Genomic DNA, 15,956 nt, shown 5'->3' on the forward strand with positions numbered 1-15,956 from the left:
CGGCCGGAGCCCCACGGTCGAGGACCGTGGGGCTCCGGGGTGGGACGGGTCAGCGGGTGGCGCGGTGGCGGACGAAGCGCGACAGGCCCACCGCCACGACCAGGGCGCCGCCGTAGAAGAGCTGCTGCACGAAGCTCTGGGCTCCCAGCATCTGCAGACCGACGACGCCGGAGGACAGGAAGTACACGGCCACGACGGTCCCCACGGGGTTGAACTGACCGGGGACGATGGCCGTGGCCCCCAGGTAGGCCGCGGCGAAGGCGGGCAGCAGGAAGGACTGCGCGGAGGACGGGTCCGCGCCGCCGAGCGCACCGGCGTAGACGACACCGGCCAGCCCCGCGACGAGGGAGCACGACAGGAACGCCCCGGCGCGCAGCCGGGGCACGTTGAACCCGGACAGCTTCGCCACGGCCGGGGACCGGCCCACGAAGAGCAGCCGTCGCCCGAGCGGGGTGAACTCCAGGACCAGGGCGAGGACGGCGGCCGCGGCGAGGCCGTAGAAGAACTGCAGCGGGACGCCGAGGACGCGGCTGCCGACGGTCGCCTGCACGAGGTGGGCGTCGATCCCGGTGACCGTCGACTGGCCGGAGATCCACTGCACGACGCCGAGGGCGAACGTCCCCGACCCCAGCGTCACGATGAACGACGGGATGCCGAACAGCACGACGCCGAGGGCGTTGACGACCCCGACGGCCAGCGCCGCCCCGACACCGGCCAGCACGGCGCTGCCGATGCTCCAGCCGTGCTGGACGTTCAGGACGGCGGTGACCATCGAGCTCAGCCCGAGCGCGGAGGCCACGGACAGGTCGAACTCCCCGGTGATGAGCGGCAGCAGGACCCCGAGGGAGGCGATGAGCAGGACGGCCTGCGAGCCCAGGACGCTCTGCAGGTTGCCGGCCGTCGGGTACACGTCGGGTCGGGCGATCGAGAACACGACGAGCACGACGAGCCAGACGCCGAGGAGGGCGAACCGCTCGGCGTGGGCGCCGAACCCGCGACGTCGCGTCGTGGCGACCTCCCCGGGGGCGGCGACGGTCGTCGTGGACTGGGTGCTCGTGGTCACGAGGCCTCCCTCTCGAGCGCGGTGGGGTGCGGACGGGGACCGGGCAGCAGCCTCGTGCTGGACAGCACCCGGTCGGACAGGACGGCCTGGTTCAGGTCCGCCCCGGACAGTTCGGCGACGACGTGACCGCGGGCCAGGACGAGGACCCGGTCGCAGACGGTGGCCAGCTGCTCGTAGTCCGAGCTGGCCAGCAGGATCGAGGCGCCGCGCTCGGCGGTGCGCCGCAGCAGGTCGAAGACGAACGCCTTGGCGCCGACGTCGATGCCCTGGGTGGGTTCGGCGAGCAGGACGACCCGCGGGTCCGTCTGCAGCCACTTGGCCAGGACGGCCTTCTGCTGGTTCCCGCCCGAGAGCGTCCCGAACGCCTTGCCGGGGTCGAACGGGCGGACGTCGTAGGCCCGGCACAGTTCGGCGGCGCGCCGGCGCAACGCCGTGCGGTCGAGCCGGAAGCGGGTGCCCAGCGTCGTCATGACCGGCATGGTCACGTTCCGCTCGACGGACTCCTCGGCGATGCCGCCGTCGCGCCGGCGGTCCGCGGGCACGTGGACGACGCCCGTCGCCAGGGCTCTCGACGGGGTCAGCGTCGACAGCTGCAGGGCGTCGCGATCCACCAGGAGGTCCCCGGACACCTTGCCGCCCGCCCCGTACAGCGCGGGCAGCACCTCGGCGTACCCGGACCCGGCGAGCCCGGTCAGCCCCAGGACCTCGCCGCGGGCGACGTCGAAGGAGATCCCCGCCAGGCGCGGGGAGGTCAGGGCCGCGACCTGGACGCGGCCCCGGCCGGCGACGGGGCGTTCCGGTGCCGCCGGACCGCTGACCGCGTGCCGGCGCACGGCGGCGGCGAGGTCGGCGCCCACGATCAGCTCGGTCAGGCCCGCCGGGTCGGTCGTGGCCGACTCGACGGTGCCGGCCACCCGCCCGTCGCGCAGCACGGTCACGGCGTGGGTGTGGTCCAGGACCTCGGTGAGGTCGTGCGAGACCAGCAGCACCGACGTGGACCCGTCCGCGACGAGGTCGGCCACGACGCGGAACAGCAGGTCGGTGCCCTCCCGCGGCAGGAACACCGTGGGTTCGTCGAGGATCAGCAGCGTCCGGTGCTCGCCGAGCTCGTCGACGGCGCGCAGGATCGCCACGAGCGCCCGCTCGGTGTCGCTGAGCGTCGCCACCGGGGCGGCGGGGTCGATGTCGAGCCCGTGGCGGCGCAGCGTCTGCCCGGCCAGGCGCCGTTCGGTCCGCCAGGAGACCACGGCGCGCCGGGCGGCGATCCCCTGCGCGATGCGCATGTTCTCCGCGACCGACAGGTCCGGCAGCAGCCCGAGGTCCTGGTGGACGACGCTGATGCCGAGGTCGCGGAACGCGCCCGGCGGCAGGGGCAGGTCCACCTCGCGGCCCCGGACCTCCAGCCGGGCGCCGGGGTCGGGTTCGTGGACGCCCGTGAGGACCTTGATGAGCGTCGACTTGCCCGAGCCGTTCTCCCCGAGGAGCCCGTGGACGGTCCCGGCGGGGATCTCCAGGGTGACGTCGTCGAGGGCGCGCTGGGCGCCGAACGTCTTCGACAGCCCCGACAACCGGATCGCGGGGGCTGTCACGGCTGGCCCCACAGCGCCTCGTACCCGGCGACGTAGGCGTCGCCGTAGCCCGTGCCGGCCTGCGGCGGCTCGCCGGTGGCGTCGATGTTGTCGTCGGTGAACACCTTCAGCGGGGTGCCCTCGTTCCCGTCGGCGACGATCGGGGAGCCGGTCAGGATCCGGCCGGCCTGGTCGAGGGTGGACCACGCCAGCCAGGAGATGTTCTCGCCGACGTCCATGCCCATGACGTCGCCGTCCTGGATGAGCTTGAGCACGTCCGGGGTCCCGTTGAACGACGCCATCTGCACCTGCCCGGTCTTACCCGCGGCGGTGATGCCCTGCTGGGCGTACAGCGACATCGAGTCGTAGACGGGCAGGACGTAGTTCGCGCCCGGGTTCGACTGCAGCGCCGTCTGGACCTCACCGGAGATCTTGGTCGCCCAGTCGGTCGTGGGGACGTTCACGACCTTGCTCGTGCAGCTCGGGCAGTTCTGCTTCAGCGTCGCCTGCATCGACTCGACCATCCCGTTGGAGGGCGGGACCTCCTGGGAGGTGATGATGATCGCGTTCACCTTCCCGCCGGAGTCGGCGATGGCCCAGTTCGCGATGAGCGCGGCGGCCTCGTTGAACGGGGCCGTCACCTGCGCGGCGATGAGCGGGGCGGTGCCGGGGCTGAACGTCGTGCCGGTCTGCTGGGTGTGGGTCACCAGCACGGGGATCCCGGCGGCCTCGGCCCGCTGCAGCGCCGGGGTGAGCAGGTCGGCGTTGATGCCCTGGGCCAGGACGATGAGGTCGGCCCCCTGGCTGATGGCCTGGTCGATGCCGGCGCTGTGCTCGGTGGGGGAGCCCTGGTTCGTGTACTCCACCCACGTCGCGCCGTACTTCTGAGCGATGGCCGCGCTCTCGGTGTCGACGGCCTGGATGTACGGGATGGCGCTGGAGTTGGGGATGTTGAAGATCTTCTTGCCCGCGATGCCGGACATCGCGAACGCGGGCGCCTCGAGGGTGAACGCCGGGTCACCGGTCGCGGCGGCGACGGCCGCCTTCGCGGCACTGACCCCCGCCTCGTCGGTGGCGCCACCCCCGGTGGAGGCCTGCCCGCTGCTGCAGGCGGCGGTCGCGGCGGTCAGCCCGAGGGTGAGGAACAGCGCGGCGGAGCGCAGCAGGGGACGGCGCGGCACGGCGAGGGGCACGGAGTTCTCCTGGGTTTCGGGGGCTGTTGCTCGGGGCTCGTGCGGGGGTTCGTGCAGGGGAGGGGCTCAGGAACGGGCGGTGAGGCGGGCGAGCAGGTCGACGACGTCGGGACGCCGGTCGCGCAGCAGGGGGAAGCGGGCGCGGGTGCTGCGCACGAGGTCGAGGTCGAGGTCCACCTGCAGGACGTGCCCGGCCTCGTGCGCGGGGGCCTGCGCGAGGACGGCACCCGTGGGGTCCACGGCGCACGAGCGGCCGAAGTAGCTGACCGAGGTGCCGTTGAGGTGCTCGACCCCGGCGCGGTTGGCGGCCAGGACGAACACCTGCGACTCCATGGCCCGGACCTGCAGTTCGGTGGTGAACAGCTCTTCGCGGTTGCCGAGGGAACTGACGACGGCCAGCACGACGTCGGCGCCCATGGCCCGGGCCAGGGCCCAGTGTTCGGGGAACGAGCGGTCGTAGCAGATGACGGCGGCGAACCGGACGCCGAGCAGGTCCAGGACGACGGGGGACTGCCCGGGGGTGAAGAAGAACTTCTCGTCGACGTCCACCCCGCCCACGTGGTTGGCCGGCAGAGACAGCTTCCGGTACGCGGGCCGGGGGTTCCCGTCCGCGTCGGTCCAGGCCAGCAGCCGCCCGCTCGCGTCGACGGCCACGGCGGAGTTGTGCAGGACGTCGGCAGCCGTGCGTTCGTACATGCCCCAGACGATCGCGACGCCGAGTTCGGCGGCCAGCGCCGAGAACCGTTCGGTCGTCGGGCCGGGCAGTTCCTGGGCCCACCCGCTGCGGTCGGCGGCGCGGGAGGTGCAGAAGTACGGCGTCGTGATGAGTTCGGGCAGCAGCACGAGGTCGGGGGCCGGGGCGTCGGCGGGACGGGCGGCGGCCCGGACCAGACCCTCCAGGACGTCGAGGTTCTTGCCGCGGTCCTCGGTGCACTCACCGGCCTGGACGACCGCGGCGCGCAACCGGCTCACGCCGGGACCCCCGCCGCGACGTGCGCGCGGCTGGTCATGAGCGGCTGGATCCGTTCCCCGAACGCGTCGACGCCCGCGACGAAGTCGTCGAACGTCAGCATGACGCCCGCCAAGCCGGGGACGGTGGCGAGCTCGTCGAGCATCCGGGCCACGTTCTCGTAGGACCCGATGAGGGTGCCCATGTTGAAGTTCACGGCGCCCTCGGGCAGCGAGATGGTGCGGGCCGTGGAGTTCTCGTCCGCGGCGGTGTCGGCGGCGGCCTCGTTCCCGCGGTAGTCCAGGGCCTCGACGTCGGCGTTGTCGTGGTAGTCCTGCCACTTCGCGAAGGCGAGCTCGTCGGTCTCGTCGGCGATCACCATGAACAGGGCCAGGGCCCCGACGTCGCGCCCGCTGGCCCGGCTCGCGGCCAGCAGGCGTTCACCGTGCGGGGCCATCGCCGTGGGGGTGTTGATGCCGACGCCGTTGAGGAAGTCGTACTCGACGTTCTCGGCGGCGAAGCGGATCCCCGTCTCGGACTGTCCCGCGGCGACGATGTCCACGTGCCCGGGGCGCGGGGACAGGACGCAGTCGTCCATGGCGTAGAACTCCCCGGCCAGGTCGCTGCGGCCGGTCTCGGTGAGGTCGCGCAGGACCTTGACGTACTCCGTCGCCCGGGCGTACCGGTTCGAGAAGTGCTCGTCACCGGGCCACAGGCCCATCTGGGTGTACTCCCCGGGGGCCCAGCCCGTGACGATGTTCACGCCGATGCGGCCGGGGGCGATGGAGTCGATGGTCGAGACCATGCGGGCCACCATCGCCGGGGGCAGGGTGAGGATGGCCGTCGAGGCGTACAGCTTGATGCGCTCGGTGACGGCGGCCAGCCCCGCCATGAGGGTGAAGGACTCCAGGTTGTGGTCCCAGAACTCGGTCGCCCCGCCGAAACCGCGCAGTTTGATCATCGACAGGGCGAAGTCGAAACCGTGCTGCTCGGCCTTCTGCACGATCGTCTTGTTGAGCTCGAAGCTGGGCATGTACTGCGGGGCCGACTTCGAGATCAGCCACCCGTTGTTGCCGATCGGGATGAACACTCCGACGTCCACGACGCTCCTCCACGGTGCGGTCCGGTCCGTGCGGCTGACTTCGAATGCACATGACTTCGAATGCCGCAGCAGCTCGAAACTAGGGGTGTCCCGTTGCCTGCGCGTCTCGGGCCTGTGAACAGGGTGTTTCGCCTCAGCGGGCGGGGACCGGTCCGCTCGTCGAGGACCGCACCAGCAGTTCGGCGGGGAACTGCCGGTGCACCACCGGGGCCTGCGGGTCACCCAGGCGCGCCACCAGGAGCCGGGCGGCCTCCGCACCCATCTCGTCGAACGGCTGGCGCACCGTCGTGAGGTCGAACATCGACCACCCCGCGAAGAGCGAGTCGTTGTAGCCGACCACGTGCAGGTCGGCCGGTACGCGCAGACCCGCACCGTGGGCCGCGTCGAGGGCGCCCAGGGCGATCCAGTCGGTGATGCAGAAGACGGCCGTCGGGACGTGGCGGTGGGTCAGGAACCCCCGCATCGCGGCGTGACCCGTCGCCGGGTCCACCGGCCCGTGGGTGAACAGCGAGCGGGGCAGCGCCACCCCGGCCGCCGCGAGCTCCTCCCGGAACCCCTGCTCGCGGTCGCGGCTGCTGGCGTTGTCCCGGGGCCCGCCCACCAGGGCGATCCGCCGGTGCCCGATGCCCAGCAGGTGCCGCGCCACCAACCGGCCCCCCGCGCGGTTGTCCGACGTCACCCGGTCCGTGCGGCGCGTCTGCGCGTCGGCGTGGTCGCGGGCCAGCAGGACCACCGGCAGCCCCCGCGCCCGCAGGGCCGCCACCAGCTCCAGGTCCGGGCGCATCGAGTTGAAGACCACGCCGTCGACCGCCCCGCCGTGCAGCGCCTCCACGTCCCGGCTGTGCGCCCCCTCGGTCTGGTCGCTCATGAGGACGACCCGGTAGCCGTGCGCGGAGAACTCCCGCTGCAGCGCCGTCACCAGCGTCGGGGTGCTCGGGTTGTGCAGGTCGCCGCTGATGACGGCGATGGTGTGGGTGCGCTGGGTGATGAGGTTGCGGGCCCCGACGTGCACGACGTAGCCCAGCTCGGCCGCCCGCGCCTTGACCAGCTCCCGGGTGGCCGGCACGACCCGGGGATCGTCGCGCAGCGCCCGCGAGACCGTCGACTGCGACAGCTTCAGGTCGCGCGCCAGGTCGTACCCGGTGACGCGGCGCACGGGGAGGGAGGTCACGCCGCCAGCGTAGGACGGGCGTCACCGGATCGTGACCTGCGTGGGTGCAACGGATCGGATCTGCGCGGCGTCCTGTGGATGGACCGTCGGAGGTGCGAGGATCGCCTCCGGGGGAAGCACGAGGGAGCGTCCGCGCTCCGGGGGAGAACGAAACGTGGTCATGAGCTCTGGTCCGTCGTCCGCGCTGCGTCGGCGGACGCTCGTCGGCGCGCTGCTGGCGGCCGCCGCCGTCCCGGTCGTCGCCGGCTGCCAGTCGAAGTCGGGGGCCGCGGGGCCCGGGGCCGGGACGGGGAGCCCGTCGGCCTCGCCGTCGGCCACCCCCGCCACGATCACCGTCAGCCCGGCGAACGCCGCCGTCGACGTGCGGCCCGACGCCCCCGTCACCGTCAGCGCCGCCGACGGCACGCTCACCGACGTGAAGGTCACCGCCGCCGACGGCACCGTCCTGGACGGCGCCCTCGACGCCGCGGGCACGACGTGGACCTCCTCGGCCACCCTCAGCACGGCCACTGCCTACACGGTGCACGCCGTCGCCGCGAACGTGGCGGGGACGGCCACCACCCAGGACTCCACGCTCACGACGCTGACGCCGGCGGCGACCGCGTTCCCGTCCGTCTCGCCGCTGACCGGCAAGGAGGTGGGCGTCGGGATGCCGGTCATCGTCACCTTCGACAGCCCGGTGGCGAAGGACCGGCGCGCCGTCGTCGAGCAGCACCTGGTGGTGACGGCGTCCCCGAACCCCGTCGAGGGGTCGTGGAGCTGGCAGTCCGACAGCAAGGTCGAGTTCCGCCCCGCCCAGTACTGGCCGGCGCACTCCGCCGTCCACGTCGACGTCGACCTCGGGGGCGTCGAGGTCGCTCCCGGCGTCTGGGGCAAGACCCGCGACATCGACTTCACCATCGGCTCGGCCATGGTCAGCACCGTCGACATCGCCGCCCACACCCTCACCGTCACCCGCGACGGGGAGGTGCTCAAGACCATCCCCGTCACCCTGGGGCAGTCCGGCAGCGGCGGGAAGTTCGTCACGCGCAGCGGGACGAAGGTCATCATGAGCCTCGAGGCCTCGCGGCAGATGAACTCCGAGACCACCGGGATCGGGCAGAACGACCCCAACTACTACAACGTCAACGTCAAGTACGCGATGCGCGTCACCAACTCGGGCGAGTTCCTGCACGCCGCCCCCTGGTCGGTCGGCTCGCAGGGCCGGGCCAACGTGAGCCACGGCTGCACGGGGATGAGCACCGAGAACGCGAAGTGGATGTTCGACCACTCCAAGATGGGCGACGTCGTCGTCTACACCGGCAGCGACCGGACCATCGAGCCGGGCAACGGGTTCAACGTCTGGAACCAGACCTACCAGCAGTGGCAGCAGGGTTCCGCGCTGACCGCCTGAGGCGGCCCCGCCTCGCCCGCCGGGTGTGGCGGGTCGCGCTCCTGGTCGCCACCGTCGTCGCCGTCGTCGTGCTCGCGCGCCGGCTCGAGGCGGCCGACCTGGCGCAGCGACTGCGCACGGCCGAGCCCGCGTGGCTGCTCGCCGCGGCGGCGTGCTCGCTGCTGCCGCTGTACGGCAACGTGGCGTCCATGACGGCGCTGTCGCCCGTGCGGATCCCCGTGGGGCGCACGACGGTGCTGTGGCTGGCCACCTCCTTCGTGAACCTGGTGACCCCCTCCAGCACGGGCGGGGTGGCCCTGACCGTGCGGTACCTGCAGCAGCGCGGTCTGCCGCTGGTGGTGGCGGCGACCACCATCGGCATCGTCCAGTCCACCTCGTTCGTCGTGACGGGCCTGCTGGTCGCCGGCTGCCTCGTCGTGGCCGGCCGCGACCCCGACACCGCCGTGACGTTGCCCTGGCCCGTCCTCGGCGGCGCCGTCGTGGTCGCAGGGGTGGCGTTCCTCGTGGTGCGCTGGTGGCCCCGGGCGCGCCGGTTCGTCGCCACCGCCGTCGTCGACCCCGTGCGCGCGGAGTGGCCCGCGCTGCGGCGGGTCCTGACCCACCCGCTGCGGGTGCTCGTCGCCCTGCTCGGCCACCTCGCCGTCCCGCTGGGCTTCGCGGCGACGCTGGCGTGCTGCGCCCGGGCCGTCGGGGGAGACCCCCCGCTCGCCCTGCTCGTGCTCGTCGTCGTGGGCAGCTCGGCGGTGACCGCCGCCGTCCCCGTGCCCGGGGGCATCGGGGCCTCCGAGGCGGCGCTGGCGGCCGGTCTGGCCGCCGCGGGCCTGCCGGGGGAGGCGGCGCTGTCGGCGGCTCTGCTGCACCGGGCGCTGACGTTCTGGGTGCGCGTGCCGTTCGCGTGGGTGGCGCTGCTGCGGCTCCGGCGCCAGGGGGCGGTCTGACGCCGGAACCCGGGGTCAGCCCGTGAAGCTGGAGATGTCCCCGACGTAGCGGGTGTGGTCGGCCGGGACCGGCTCGACGGCCGCGAGCGCGACCTCGGCGGCGAACCCGGCGACGTCGTACAGCTTGCCGGCGGCCTCCTTGCGGGTGGCCAGGGCCCCGGGGTTGGAACGCTCGAGCAGGGTCGCGGTGATGGTGCCCTCGATCATGTCGCCGGAGACGACGACGAACTCGACGCCGGCGGCCTCGATCGTGGGGATGAGCTCGCGCAGCGCGTCCTCGCCGGCGCGCTTGCTGCGGGCCACCTGCTCGTACTCGGGCATCGTCTCGACGGTCTCGATGAAGTGCGCCTGGTGGCTCGTCACGAAGACGATGCGCGACCCGGGGGCCAGCAGGGGCAGCGCCGTCGTCAGCGCGTTGACCTGGGCGTCGCGGTTGAGCTGCATCGCGTAGTCCTCGGCCATGCCCTGCTCCATGCCGCCGGAGGCGTTGAGGAACAGCAGGTCCAGGCCGCCGAACTCCTCGCGGACGCGCTCGAACATGGCCGTGACCGACGCCGGGTCCGTGAGGTCGGCCCCCACGGCGATCGCGGTCGCGCCGGACGCGGTGAGGGAGGAGACGAGCTTGTCGGCGCGGGGCGCCTTGCTGCGGTAGTTGACGACCACGGAGGCGCCGGCCTCGGCGACGTAGGTCGCGGTCTGGGCGCCGATGCCGCGGGAGGAACCGGTGATGAGGGCGCGCTTGCCGGCGAGGCTGCCGGGGCTGAGGGGGTTGGTCACGGGGCAGGAGCCTAACCGTTCGCCGGGGGAGGACCGGGACGACGAAGGGCCCCGAGCCGGTGGCTCGGGGCCCTTCGTCGTCGACGGTCAGCCGTGCAGGGTCTGCGACGTCCCGATGGCGGGGTTGTCGGCCCGGTCGAGCTCGTCGGCGTGGGCGCTCTCGAGCTCACTGTGGTGGTCGTGGTGCGAGGCGGCCAGCTCGGCCGGGGTCACCGGCTCGACGCGGTCCTCGAAGTAGAACTTCGAGAGCCGGCGCTGGACCTTGCCGAACAGCGTGTCCGGGTTCCCGGCGTCGACGCGGTCCTCGATCTCCATGGGCCGCAGGCTGTCGTGCTGGACGAGGGTCCAGCGCTCCAGGTCCGTGAGCGGCGCGTGGACCTCGATGAACTCCCCGTGGGGCAGGCGGACGATGCGGCCGGTCTCGCGACCGTGCAGCGCCTTCTCGCGGTCCTTGCGCTGCAGGCCCAGGCAGATGCGCTTGGTGATGACGAAGGCCAGCGCCGGGAAGGCGAAGATGCCGACGCGCAGCAGGCGGGTGATGTCGTTGATCGACAGCCCCAGCATGTGGGCGATGATGTCGTTCCCGCCCGAGATCCACAGCAGGCCGTACAGGGTGAGCGCCATGACGCCCAGGCCGGTGCGGGTCGGCTGGTTGCGGGGACGGTCGAGCAGGTGGTGCTCACGACGGTCGCCCGTCGCGGCCTGCTCGATCCACGGGTAGACGATGCCCGCCACCACCATGACGCCGCAGATGATGAGCGCCGTGAGGATGTTGAACGAGAACGTGTACCCGAAGGCCTCGAACTCCAGCCAGCCCGGCATCAGGCGCACCGCGCCGTCGGCCCAGCCCATGTACCAGTCGGGCTGCGAACCCGCGGTGACCGGGGAGGGGTCGTAGGCGCCGTAGGCCCAGATCGCGTTGATCTGCACCAGGGCCCCGAGGGCGGCGATGACGCCGAAGACGATGAAGAAGAACCCGCCGGCCTTGGCCATGTACACCGGGAAGAGCGGGAACCCGACGACGTTGTCCTCGGTCCTGCCCGGGCCGGGGTACTGCGTGTGCTTGTGCACGACGACCAGCATCAGGTGGACGGCGACCAGCGCGAGGATGATCGCCGGCAGCAGCAGGATGTGGATCGTGAAGAAGCGCGGGATGAAGTCCGTGCCGGGGAACTCGCCGCCGAAGAGGAAGAAGCTGATGTAGCTGCCGACCACGGGCACGGCCAGGATGATCGCGTCCGCGATGCGGATCCCGGTGCCGGACAGCAGGTCGTCGGGCAGGGAGTACCCGGTGAAGCCCTCGACGACCGCCAGGATGGCCAGGATCGAACCGATGACCCAGTTGACCTCGCGCGGCTTGCGGAAGGCGCCGGTGAAGAACACGCGGGCCATGTGGACGACCGTCGCGGCGACGAAGACCAGGGCCGCCCAGTGGTGGATCTGCCGCATGAGCAGACCGCCGCGGATGTCGAACGAGAGCCGCAGGGTCGACTCGTAGGCCTCGGACACGTGCTGGCCGACCAGGGGGACGTAGTTCCCCTGGTAGACCGTCTCGGCCGCGCTCGGCTCGTAGAAGAACGTCAGGAACGTCCCGGTGAGCAGGAGGATCACGAAGCTGTAGAGCGTGACCTCACCGAGCATGAACGACCAGTGGTCCGGGAAGATCTTGCGGGCGAAGCCGTTGACGACCTTGCTCGCCCCGACGGTGTCGTCGGCGAAGTTCGCGACGCCCGCCGCCGTCTTGTCGATGGTGCTCATCCGCGCTCCCAGAAGCTCGGGCCCACGGCCTCGTCGAAGCCGTTCGTCGCGTACAGGTACCCCTCGTCGTCAACTGCGATCGGCAGCTGGGGGAGAGGACGCTTCGCGGGGCCGAAGATCACCTTGCAGTCCTGCGTCAGGTCGAAGGTCGACTGGTGGCAGGGGCACAGCAGGTGGTGGGTCTGCTGTTCGTACAGGGCCACGGGGCAGCCCATGTGGGTGCAGATCTTGGAGTAGGCGACGGTCCCGTCGACACCCCAGTCGTTCTGCTTCTCGGTCAGCAGGCTCTGGTCCAGCCGCATGATCAGCACGGCGGACTTGGCCTTCTCGTTCAGCGTGTGGTCGACCTCCTCGATGCCCTCGGGCAGGACGTGGACGACCGAGCCGAGGCTCACGTCGGCGGCCCGGATGCGGCCACCCTCCGGGTCCTTGACGAGGTGGGTCCCCGCCTTCCACATCGTCACCGAGAGCTGGTTGCCGGGCAGCGGACCCGTGTCCCGGAAGAAGAACACCGCGGGGATCGGGAACAGCGCCAAGGCACCGACGAGGGTGTTGCGGATCAGCGGACGGCGACCCAGACCGGCCTCGCCGGCGCCCTCCTTGAGGATGGCGACCGCTTCCTCGCGCTCGGCCGTGGTGCCGCGCTGACGGTGACGCATGTCGATGCGCTCGTCGTCGGGCATGAGCGTCTTGGCCCAGTGCACGGCGCCGACGCCGAGGGCGAACAGGGACAGGAACATCGACAGGCCGATGGCCTTCGTCGACAGGCTGATCCGCTCGAAGCTGCCGTCGTACTTGACCGCGATGATCGAGACGATGATCCCGATCGAGCCGATGATCGACAGCAGCAGGAAGAACGCGACCTGACGCTCGGCGCGCTTGGCGGCCTTGGGGTCGGTGTCGCCCATGCGGTGCTTGTGGGGCGGAAGGCCCGGGTTCTCGAAGCGGTCGGGAACGCCGCCCTCGGGCCTGGCCAGGGTCGTCCCCGGCTGCCCGTGCGCCTCCTCGGCGCGTTCGATGTCGCTCATGCTCCCTGCCCGTCCGGTTCCTTCGCGTGCGTCACGGTGATGCGGTGTGTCGAGGTGGTCATCAGGACGACTTCATCCCCAGCCAGATCGAGACGCCGATGAGAGCGCCGATGCCGGCGATCCAGGCGACCAGGCCCTCGGAGACGGGGCCGAGCGAACCCAGCGTGAGGCCACCCGGGTCGGCCCGCACGTCCTCGGTGCCGCTGCGGTTGGTCAGCCAGGCGATGATCGCCGTCTTGTCCTCGGCGCTGATGTTGTTGTCGTTGAAGACCGGCATGGACTGCGGGCCGGTCTGCATGGCCTCGTAGATGTGCTTGGCCGAGGTGTTGGTCAGGTCCGGTGCGTACTTGCCGGCCGTGAGCGCCCCGCCCTTGCCCTGCGAGTTGTGGCACATCGCGCAGTTGGTGCGGAAGATGGCCGCGCCCTCGGCGAGCTGCTCGTCCGTGACGCCGCTGGTGTCCAGCTGCTCGGCGGTCGGGATGGCGGGCCCCGGGGCCAGGGAGGCGATGTAGGCCGCCATCTGGTCGATCTGCTCCTGCGAGAAGCGGACCTTCATGGACTCGGGGGCCTGGGCGCCGGACTGGGCCAGCGGCATGCGCCCGGTGCCGACCTGGAAGTCGACCGAGGAGGCGCCGACGCCGATGAGGGAGGGGCCGGGGTTCTTGCCGTCCACGACGCCCCCGCCCTCGGCGTTGATGCCGTGGCAGGTCGCGCAGTTGGCCAGGAACAGCTTCTTGCCGGCTTCGATGTCGTCGGCCGAGGCCGTCGCGGTGGTCGCCTGCGCCTCCCGGGGGGCCAGGGCCGCGTAGAGGCCGCCGACGAGGAGGAGCGCCAGCGCGATCAGGACGACGACGGCCAGGGGGTGGCGCCGCCGGGCGCTGAGTGCGGTGAGGGTCCTGGTCACGGTGCTGGTGCTCGCTTCCTACGGGGCTTTCGGGAACTGCGCTGGCGGGGGGGTGCGTTACTTCAGGACGTAGATGACGGTGAACAGACCGATCCAGACGACGTCGACGAAGTGCCAGTAGTACGAGACGACGATGGCGCTGGTCGCCTCCTGGTGGCCGAAGCGCTTGGAGACGAAGGACCGGCCGATGACCATCAAGAAGGCGATGAGCCCGCCGAAGACGTGGATGCCGTGGAAGCCGGTGGCGAGGATGAACACCGAGCCGTAGGCGTTCGTGGCGATCGTCAGGCCCTTGTGCGCCAGCTCGGCGTACTCGAAGACCTGACCGATGACGAAGATGCCGCCGAAGACGTACGTGAGGGTGAACCACTCCTGCATGCCCCACTTGGAGAACTGCAGGAGGCCCCCCGTGCGGCGCGGCTGGAAGCGCTCGGCGGCGAAGACCCCGAACTGGCACCAGAACGACGAGATCACCAGGACGATCGTGTTCACGGTGGAGAACGGGACGTTCAGCTGCGCCGGGCCCGACTCCCACAGCGCGGGGGCCACGGAGCGGATCGTGAAGTACATGGCGAACAGCCCGGCGAAGAACATCAGCTCGCTGGACAGCCACACGATCACGCCGACCGACACCATGTTCGGCCGGTTCACGGACCCGTGAGCGGGACTCGGGGTACTGCTCTGGACAGCCTGTGCACTCGCCACGGCGCCAATCATGCCCCACCCCCCCGGGGGTTCGCTGCCCGGGCCACCGACAACGTGTCGTAGATCTCCGTTCGGCCGGTCGGGGGAGGTTCGGCACGGGGTGTGCAGGGCTCGTGGCGGGGGTGCGAAAACCGCGCGGACGTGCGTGGACGCCCCGCGGCTGAGGGTCTCCTCATCCGCTCTGGTCACGGAATGGTCTCGATCTGCGACACCGTGTCGTACAGCCGCGCGTCACCGCCCGCGCGGGCGGTCAGTAGGGTTCGCAACGCTGCGCCCGGCGCAGCCGCCACGTCCGCCGACCCGGGGAGCCCAGGACGCCATGACCACCGCCGCACCCACGTGGCCCGGGCTGCTGACCGAGCTCATGGCCGGTCGCGACCTCGCCGCGGAGCAGGCCGGCTGGGCCATGGACCGGGTCATGCGGGGGGAGGCCAGCGACGTGCAGCTGGCCGGGTTCCTCGTCGCCCTGCGGGCCAAGGGGGAGACAGCGGCCGAGCTGTCCGGGCTGGCCGAGGCGATGCTGGCGCACGCCGTGCCGCTGGAGGTGCCCGGCCCGATCGTCGACCTCGTGGGCACCGGGGGCGACCGCGCGCACACCGTGAACATCTCCACCATGGGCTCGCTGGTCCTGGCCGGGGCGGGGCACCGCGTCGTCAAGCACGGCAACCGGGCCGCGACGTCCTCCTCGGGGTCGGCCGACGTCCTGGAGGCGCTGGGGGTGCGGCTGGACCTGCCGCCGGCCCGCGTCGGCCGCCTCGCCGTCGAGGTCGGCATCACCTTCTGCTTCGCGCAGGTCTTCCACCCGGCCATGCGCTACGCCGCGGGCGCCCGCGGCGGGCTCGGGGTCCCCACGGCCTTCAACGTGCTGGGCCCCCTGACCAACCCGGCCCGGGCCGGGGCCGCCGCCATCGGCGTGGCCGACCGGCGCGTGGCCCCGCTCGTCGCGCAGGTGCTGGCCGGCCGCGGCACGCAGGCGCTCGTCTTCCGCGGGGCCGGCGGTCTCGACGAGCTCACCACCACCGAGCCGGCGCTGGTGTGGGTCGTCGACGGCGGCGCGGTGACCGAGGTGGCGCTGGACCCCGTGGCCGAGCTGGGGCTGGCCCCCGCGACGCTGGCCGACCTGCGGGGGGCCGACGCGGCGTTCAACGCGCGGGTGGCCCGGGACGTGCTCGCCGGCCGACGCGGCCCCGTGCGCGACGCGGTCGTGCTCAACGCGGCCGCGGCCCTGGTCGCCGCGGGGGTCCGCGCGCCGGGGGCCGGGGGCAGCGCCGACGTCGCCGGCTCGCTGGCGGCGCACCTGGCGGAGGGTCTGCGCCTGGCGTCGGCCTCGCTGGACTCCGGCGCGGCCGCCGACGTCCTCGACCGCTGGGTCGCCGCGTCGGCCTGAGGGCGTGGCGCGGCGGACGG

The 15,956-nt window shown here is 72.2% G+C and carries 14 protein-coding genes; 3 read left to right on the top strand and 11 right to left on the bottom strand.

Annotated elements, in window-relative coordinates; genetic code table 11:
- Positions 1-49 precede the first annotated feature (49 nt).
- The 6 genes from CLV37_RS06445 to CLV37_RS06470 form a co-directional block, all read right to left on the bottom strand.
- A complete protein-coding gene (locus tag CLV37_RS06445; RefSeq protein WP_106208266.1) occupies positions 50-1,063 on the bottom strand; it encodes an ABC transporter permease in 1,014 nt (337 codons plus the stop codon).
- Positions 1,060-2,652 carry a sugar ABC transporter ATP-binding protein gene (locus CLV37_RS06450; RefSeq protein ID WP_106208614.1) on the bottom strand — a complete coding sequence of 531 codons (1,593 nt, stop codon included), beginning with the start codon at positions 2,650-2,652 and terminating at the stop codon, positions 1,060-1,062. Before CLV37_RS06450 ends, CLV37_RS06445 begins: the two co-directional genes overlap by 4 nt.
- Positions 2,649-3,824, bottom strand: a complete 1,176-nt coding sequence (locus CLV37_RS06455; protein ID WP_211298437.1) for a sugar ABC transporter substrate-binding protein — start codon at positions 3,822-3,824, stop codon at positions 2,649-2,651. Before CLV37_RS06455 ends, CLV37_RS06450 begins: the two co-directional genes overlap by 4 nt.
- Before the next feature lie 66 nt (positions 3,825-3,890).
- Positions 3,891-4,796: a carbon-nitrogen hydrolase family protein gene (locus tag CLV37_RS06460; RefSeq protein WP_106208268.1), complete on the bottom strand. Its 906-nt coding sequence runs from the start codon at positions 4,794-4,796 to the stop codon at positions 3,891-3,893.
- Positions 4,793-5,875 (bottom strand): pyrimidine utilization protein A, encoded by a 1,083-nt coding sequence (rutA, locus tag CLV37_RS06465; RefSeq protein ID WP_106208270.1) that lies wholly within the window; start codon positions 5,873-5,875, stop codon positions 4,793-4,795. The genes CLV37_RS06460 and rutA overlap by 4 nt, the downstream gene beginning before the upstream one ends.
- Before the next feature lie 133 nt (positions 5,876-6,008).
- Positions 6,009-7,046, bottom strand: a complete 1,038-nt coding sequence (locus tag CLV37_RS06470) for a LacI family DNA-binding transcriptional regulator (protein WP_106208272.1) — start codon at positions 7,044-7,046, stop codon at positions 6,009-6,011.
- A 160-nt stretch (positions 7,047-7,206) separates the two neighbouring features.
- On the opposite strand from CLV37_RS06470, the gene CLV37_RS28800 reads away from it, so the two are divergent.
- Both CLV37_RS28800 and CLV37_RS27435 read left to right on the top strand, forming a co-directional pair.
- Complete coding sequence (locus CLV37_RS28800; protein ID WP_146149317.1) at positions 7,207-8,439, top strand: L,D-transpeptidase; 1,233 nt, start codon at positions 7,207-7,209, stop codon at positions 8,437-8,439.
- Entirely contained in the window at positions 8,409-9,377 is a 969-nt protein-coding gene (locus CLV37_RS27435) for a lysylphosphatidylglycerol synthase transmembrane domain-containing protein (RefSeq protein WP_170127082.1), read from the top strand. Before CLV37_RS28800 ends, CLV37_RS27435 begins: the two co-directional genes overlap by 31 nt.
- A 15-nt stretch (positions 9,378-9,392) precedes the next feature.
- Here CLV37_RS27435 and CLV37_RS06485 read toward each other — a convergent pair whose 3' ends face one another.
- The 5 genes from CLV37_RS06485 to ctaE all read right to left on the bottom strand — a co-directional run bounded on the left by CLV37_RS06485 (position 9,393) and on the right by ctaE (position 14,561).
- A complete protein-coding gene (locus CLV37_RS06485; RefSeq protein ID WP_106208276.1) occupies positions 9,393-10,154 on the bottom strand; it encodes an SDR family oxidoreductase in 762 nt (253 codons plus the stop codon).
- 87 nt (positions 10,155-10,241) lie between these two features.
- Complete coding sequence (gene qcrB / locus CLV37_RS06490) at positions 10,242-11,912, bottom strand: cytochrome bc1 complex cytochrome b subunit (protein ID WP_106208278.1); 1,671 nt, start codon at positions 11,910-11,912, stop codon at positions 10,242-10,244.
- Positions 11,909-12,940 carry a cytochrome bc1 complex Rieske iron-sulfur subunit gene (gene qcrA / locus CLV37_RS06495; protein ID WP_106208280.1) on the bottom strand — a complete coding sequence of 344 codons (1,032 nt, stop codon included), beginning with the start codon at positions 12,938-12,940 and terminating at the stop codon, positions 11,909-11,911. The genes qcrB and qcrA overlap by 4 nt, the downstream gene beginning before the upstream one ends.
- A 61-nt stretch (positions 12,941-13,001) precedes the next feature.
- A complete protein-coding gene (gene qcrC / locus CLV37_RS06500; RefSeq protein ID WP_106208282.1) occupies positions 13,002-13,844 on the bottom strand; it encodes a cytochrome bc1 complex diheme cytochrome c subunit in 843 nt (280 codons plus the stop codon).
- Positions 13,845-13,901: 57 nt separating this feature from the next.
- The gene (ctaE, locus tag CLV37_RS06505; protein WP_106208284.1) at positions 13,902-14,561 is read right to left on the bottom strand and encodes an aa3-type cytochrome oxidase subunit III; all 660 of its coding nucleotides are present in this window, start codon (positions 14,559-14,561) and stop codon (positions 13,902-13,904) included.
- A 307-nt stretch (positions 14,562-14,868) separates the two neighbouring features.
- On the opposite strand from ctaE, the gene trpD reads away from it, so the two are divergent.
- On the top strand, positions 14,869-15,936 hold the full coding sequence (gene trpD, locus CLV37_RS06510; RefSeq protein WP_106208286.1) for an anthranilate phosphoribosyltransferase: 1,068 nt from the start codon (positions 14,869-14,871) through the stop codon (positions 15,934-15,936).
- The last annotated feature ends 20 nt before the right edge of the window (positions 15,937-15,956 follow it).

Origin of the sequence: Kineococcus rhizosphaerae (assembly GCF_003002055.1) — a bacterium.
Classification (GTDB): domain Bacteria; phylum Actinomycetota; class Actinomycetes; order Actinomycetales; family Kineococcaceae; genus Kineococcus; species Kineococcus rhizosphaerae.

Coding starts and splice junctions, on each gene's coding strand:
- qcrA (WP_106208280.1), bottom strand. CDS start 12,940: ATGAGCGACATCGAACGCGCCGAGGAGGCGCACGGGCAGCCGGGGACG.
- qcrB (WP_106208278.1), bottom strand. CDS start 11,912: ATGAGCACCATCGACAAGACGGCGGCGGGCGTCGCGAACTTCGCCGAC.
- CLV37_RS28800 (WP_146149317.1), top strand. CDS start 7,207: ATGAGCTCTGGTCCGTCGTCCGCGCTGCGTCGGCGGACGCTCGTCGGC.
- ctaE (WP_106208284.1), bottom strand. CDS start 14,561: ATGATTGGCGCCGTGGCGAGTGCACAGGCTGTCCAGAGCAGTACCCCG.
- trpD (WP_106208286.1), top strand. CDS start 14,869: ATGACCACCGCCGCACCCACGTGGCCCGGGCTGCTGACCGAGCTCATG.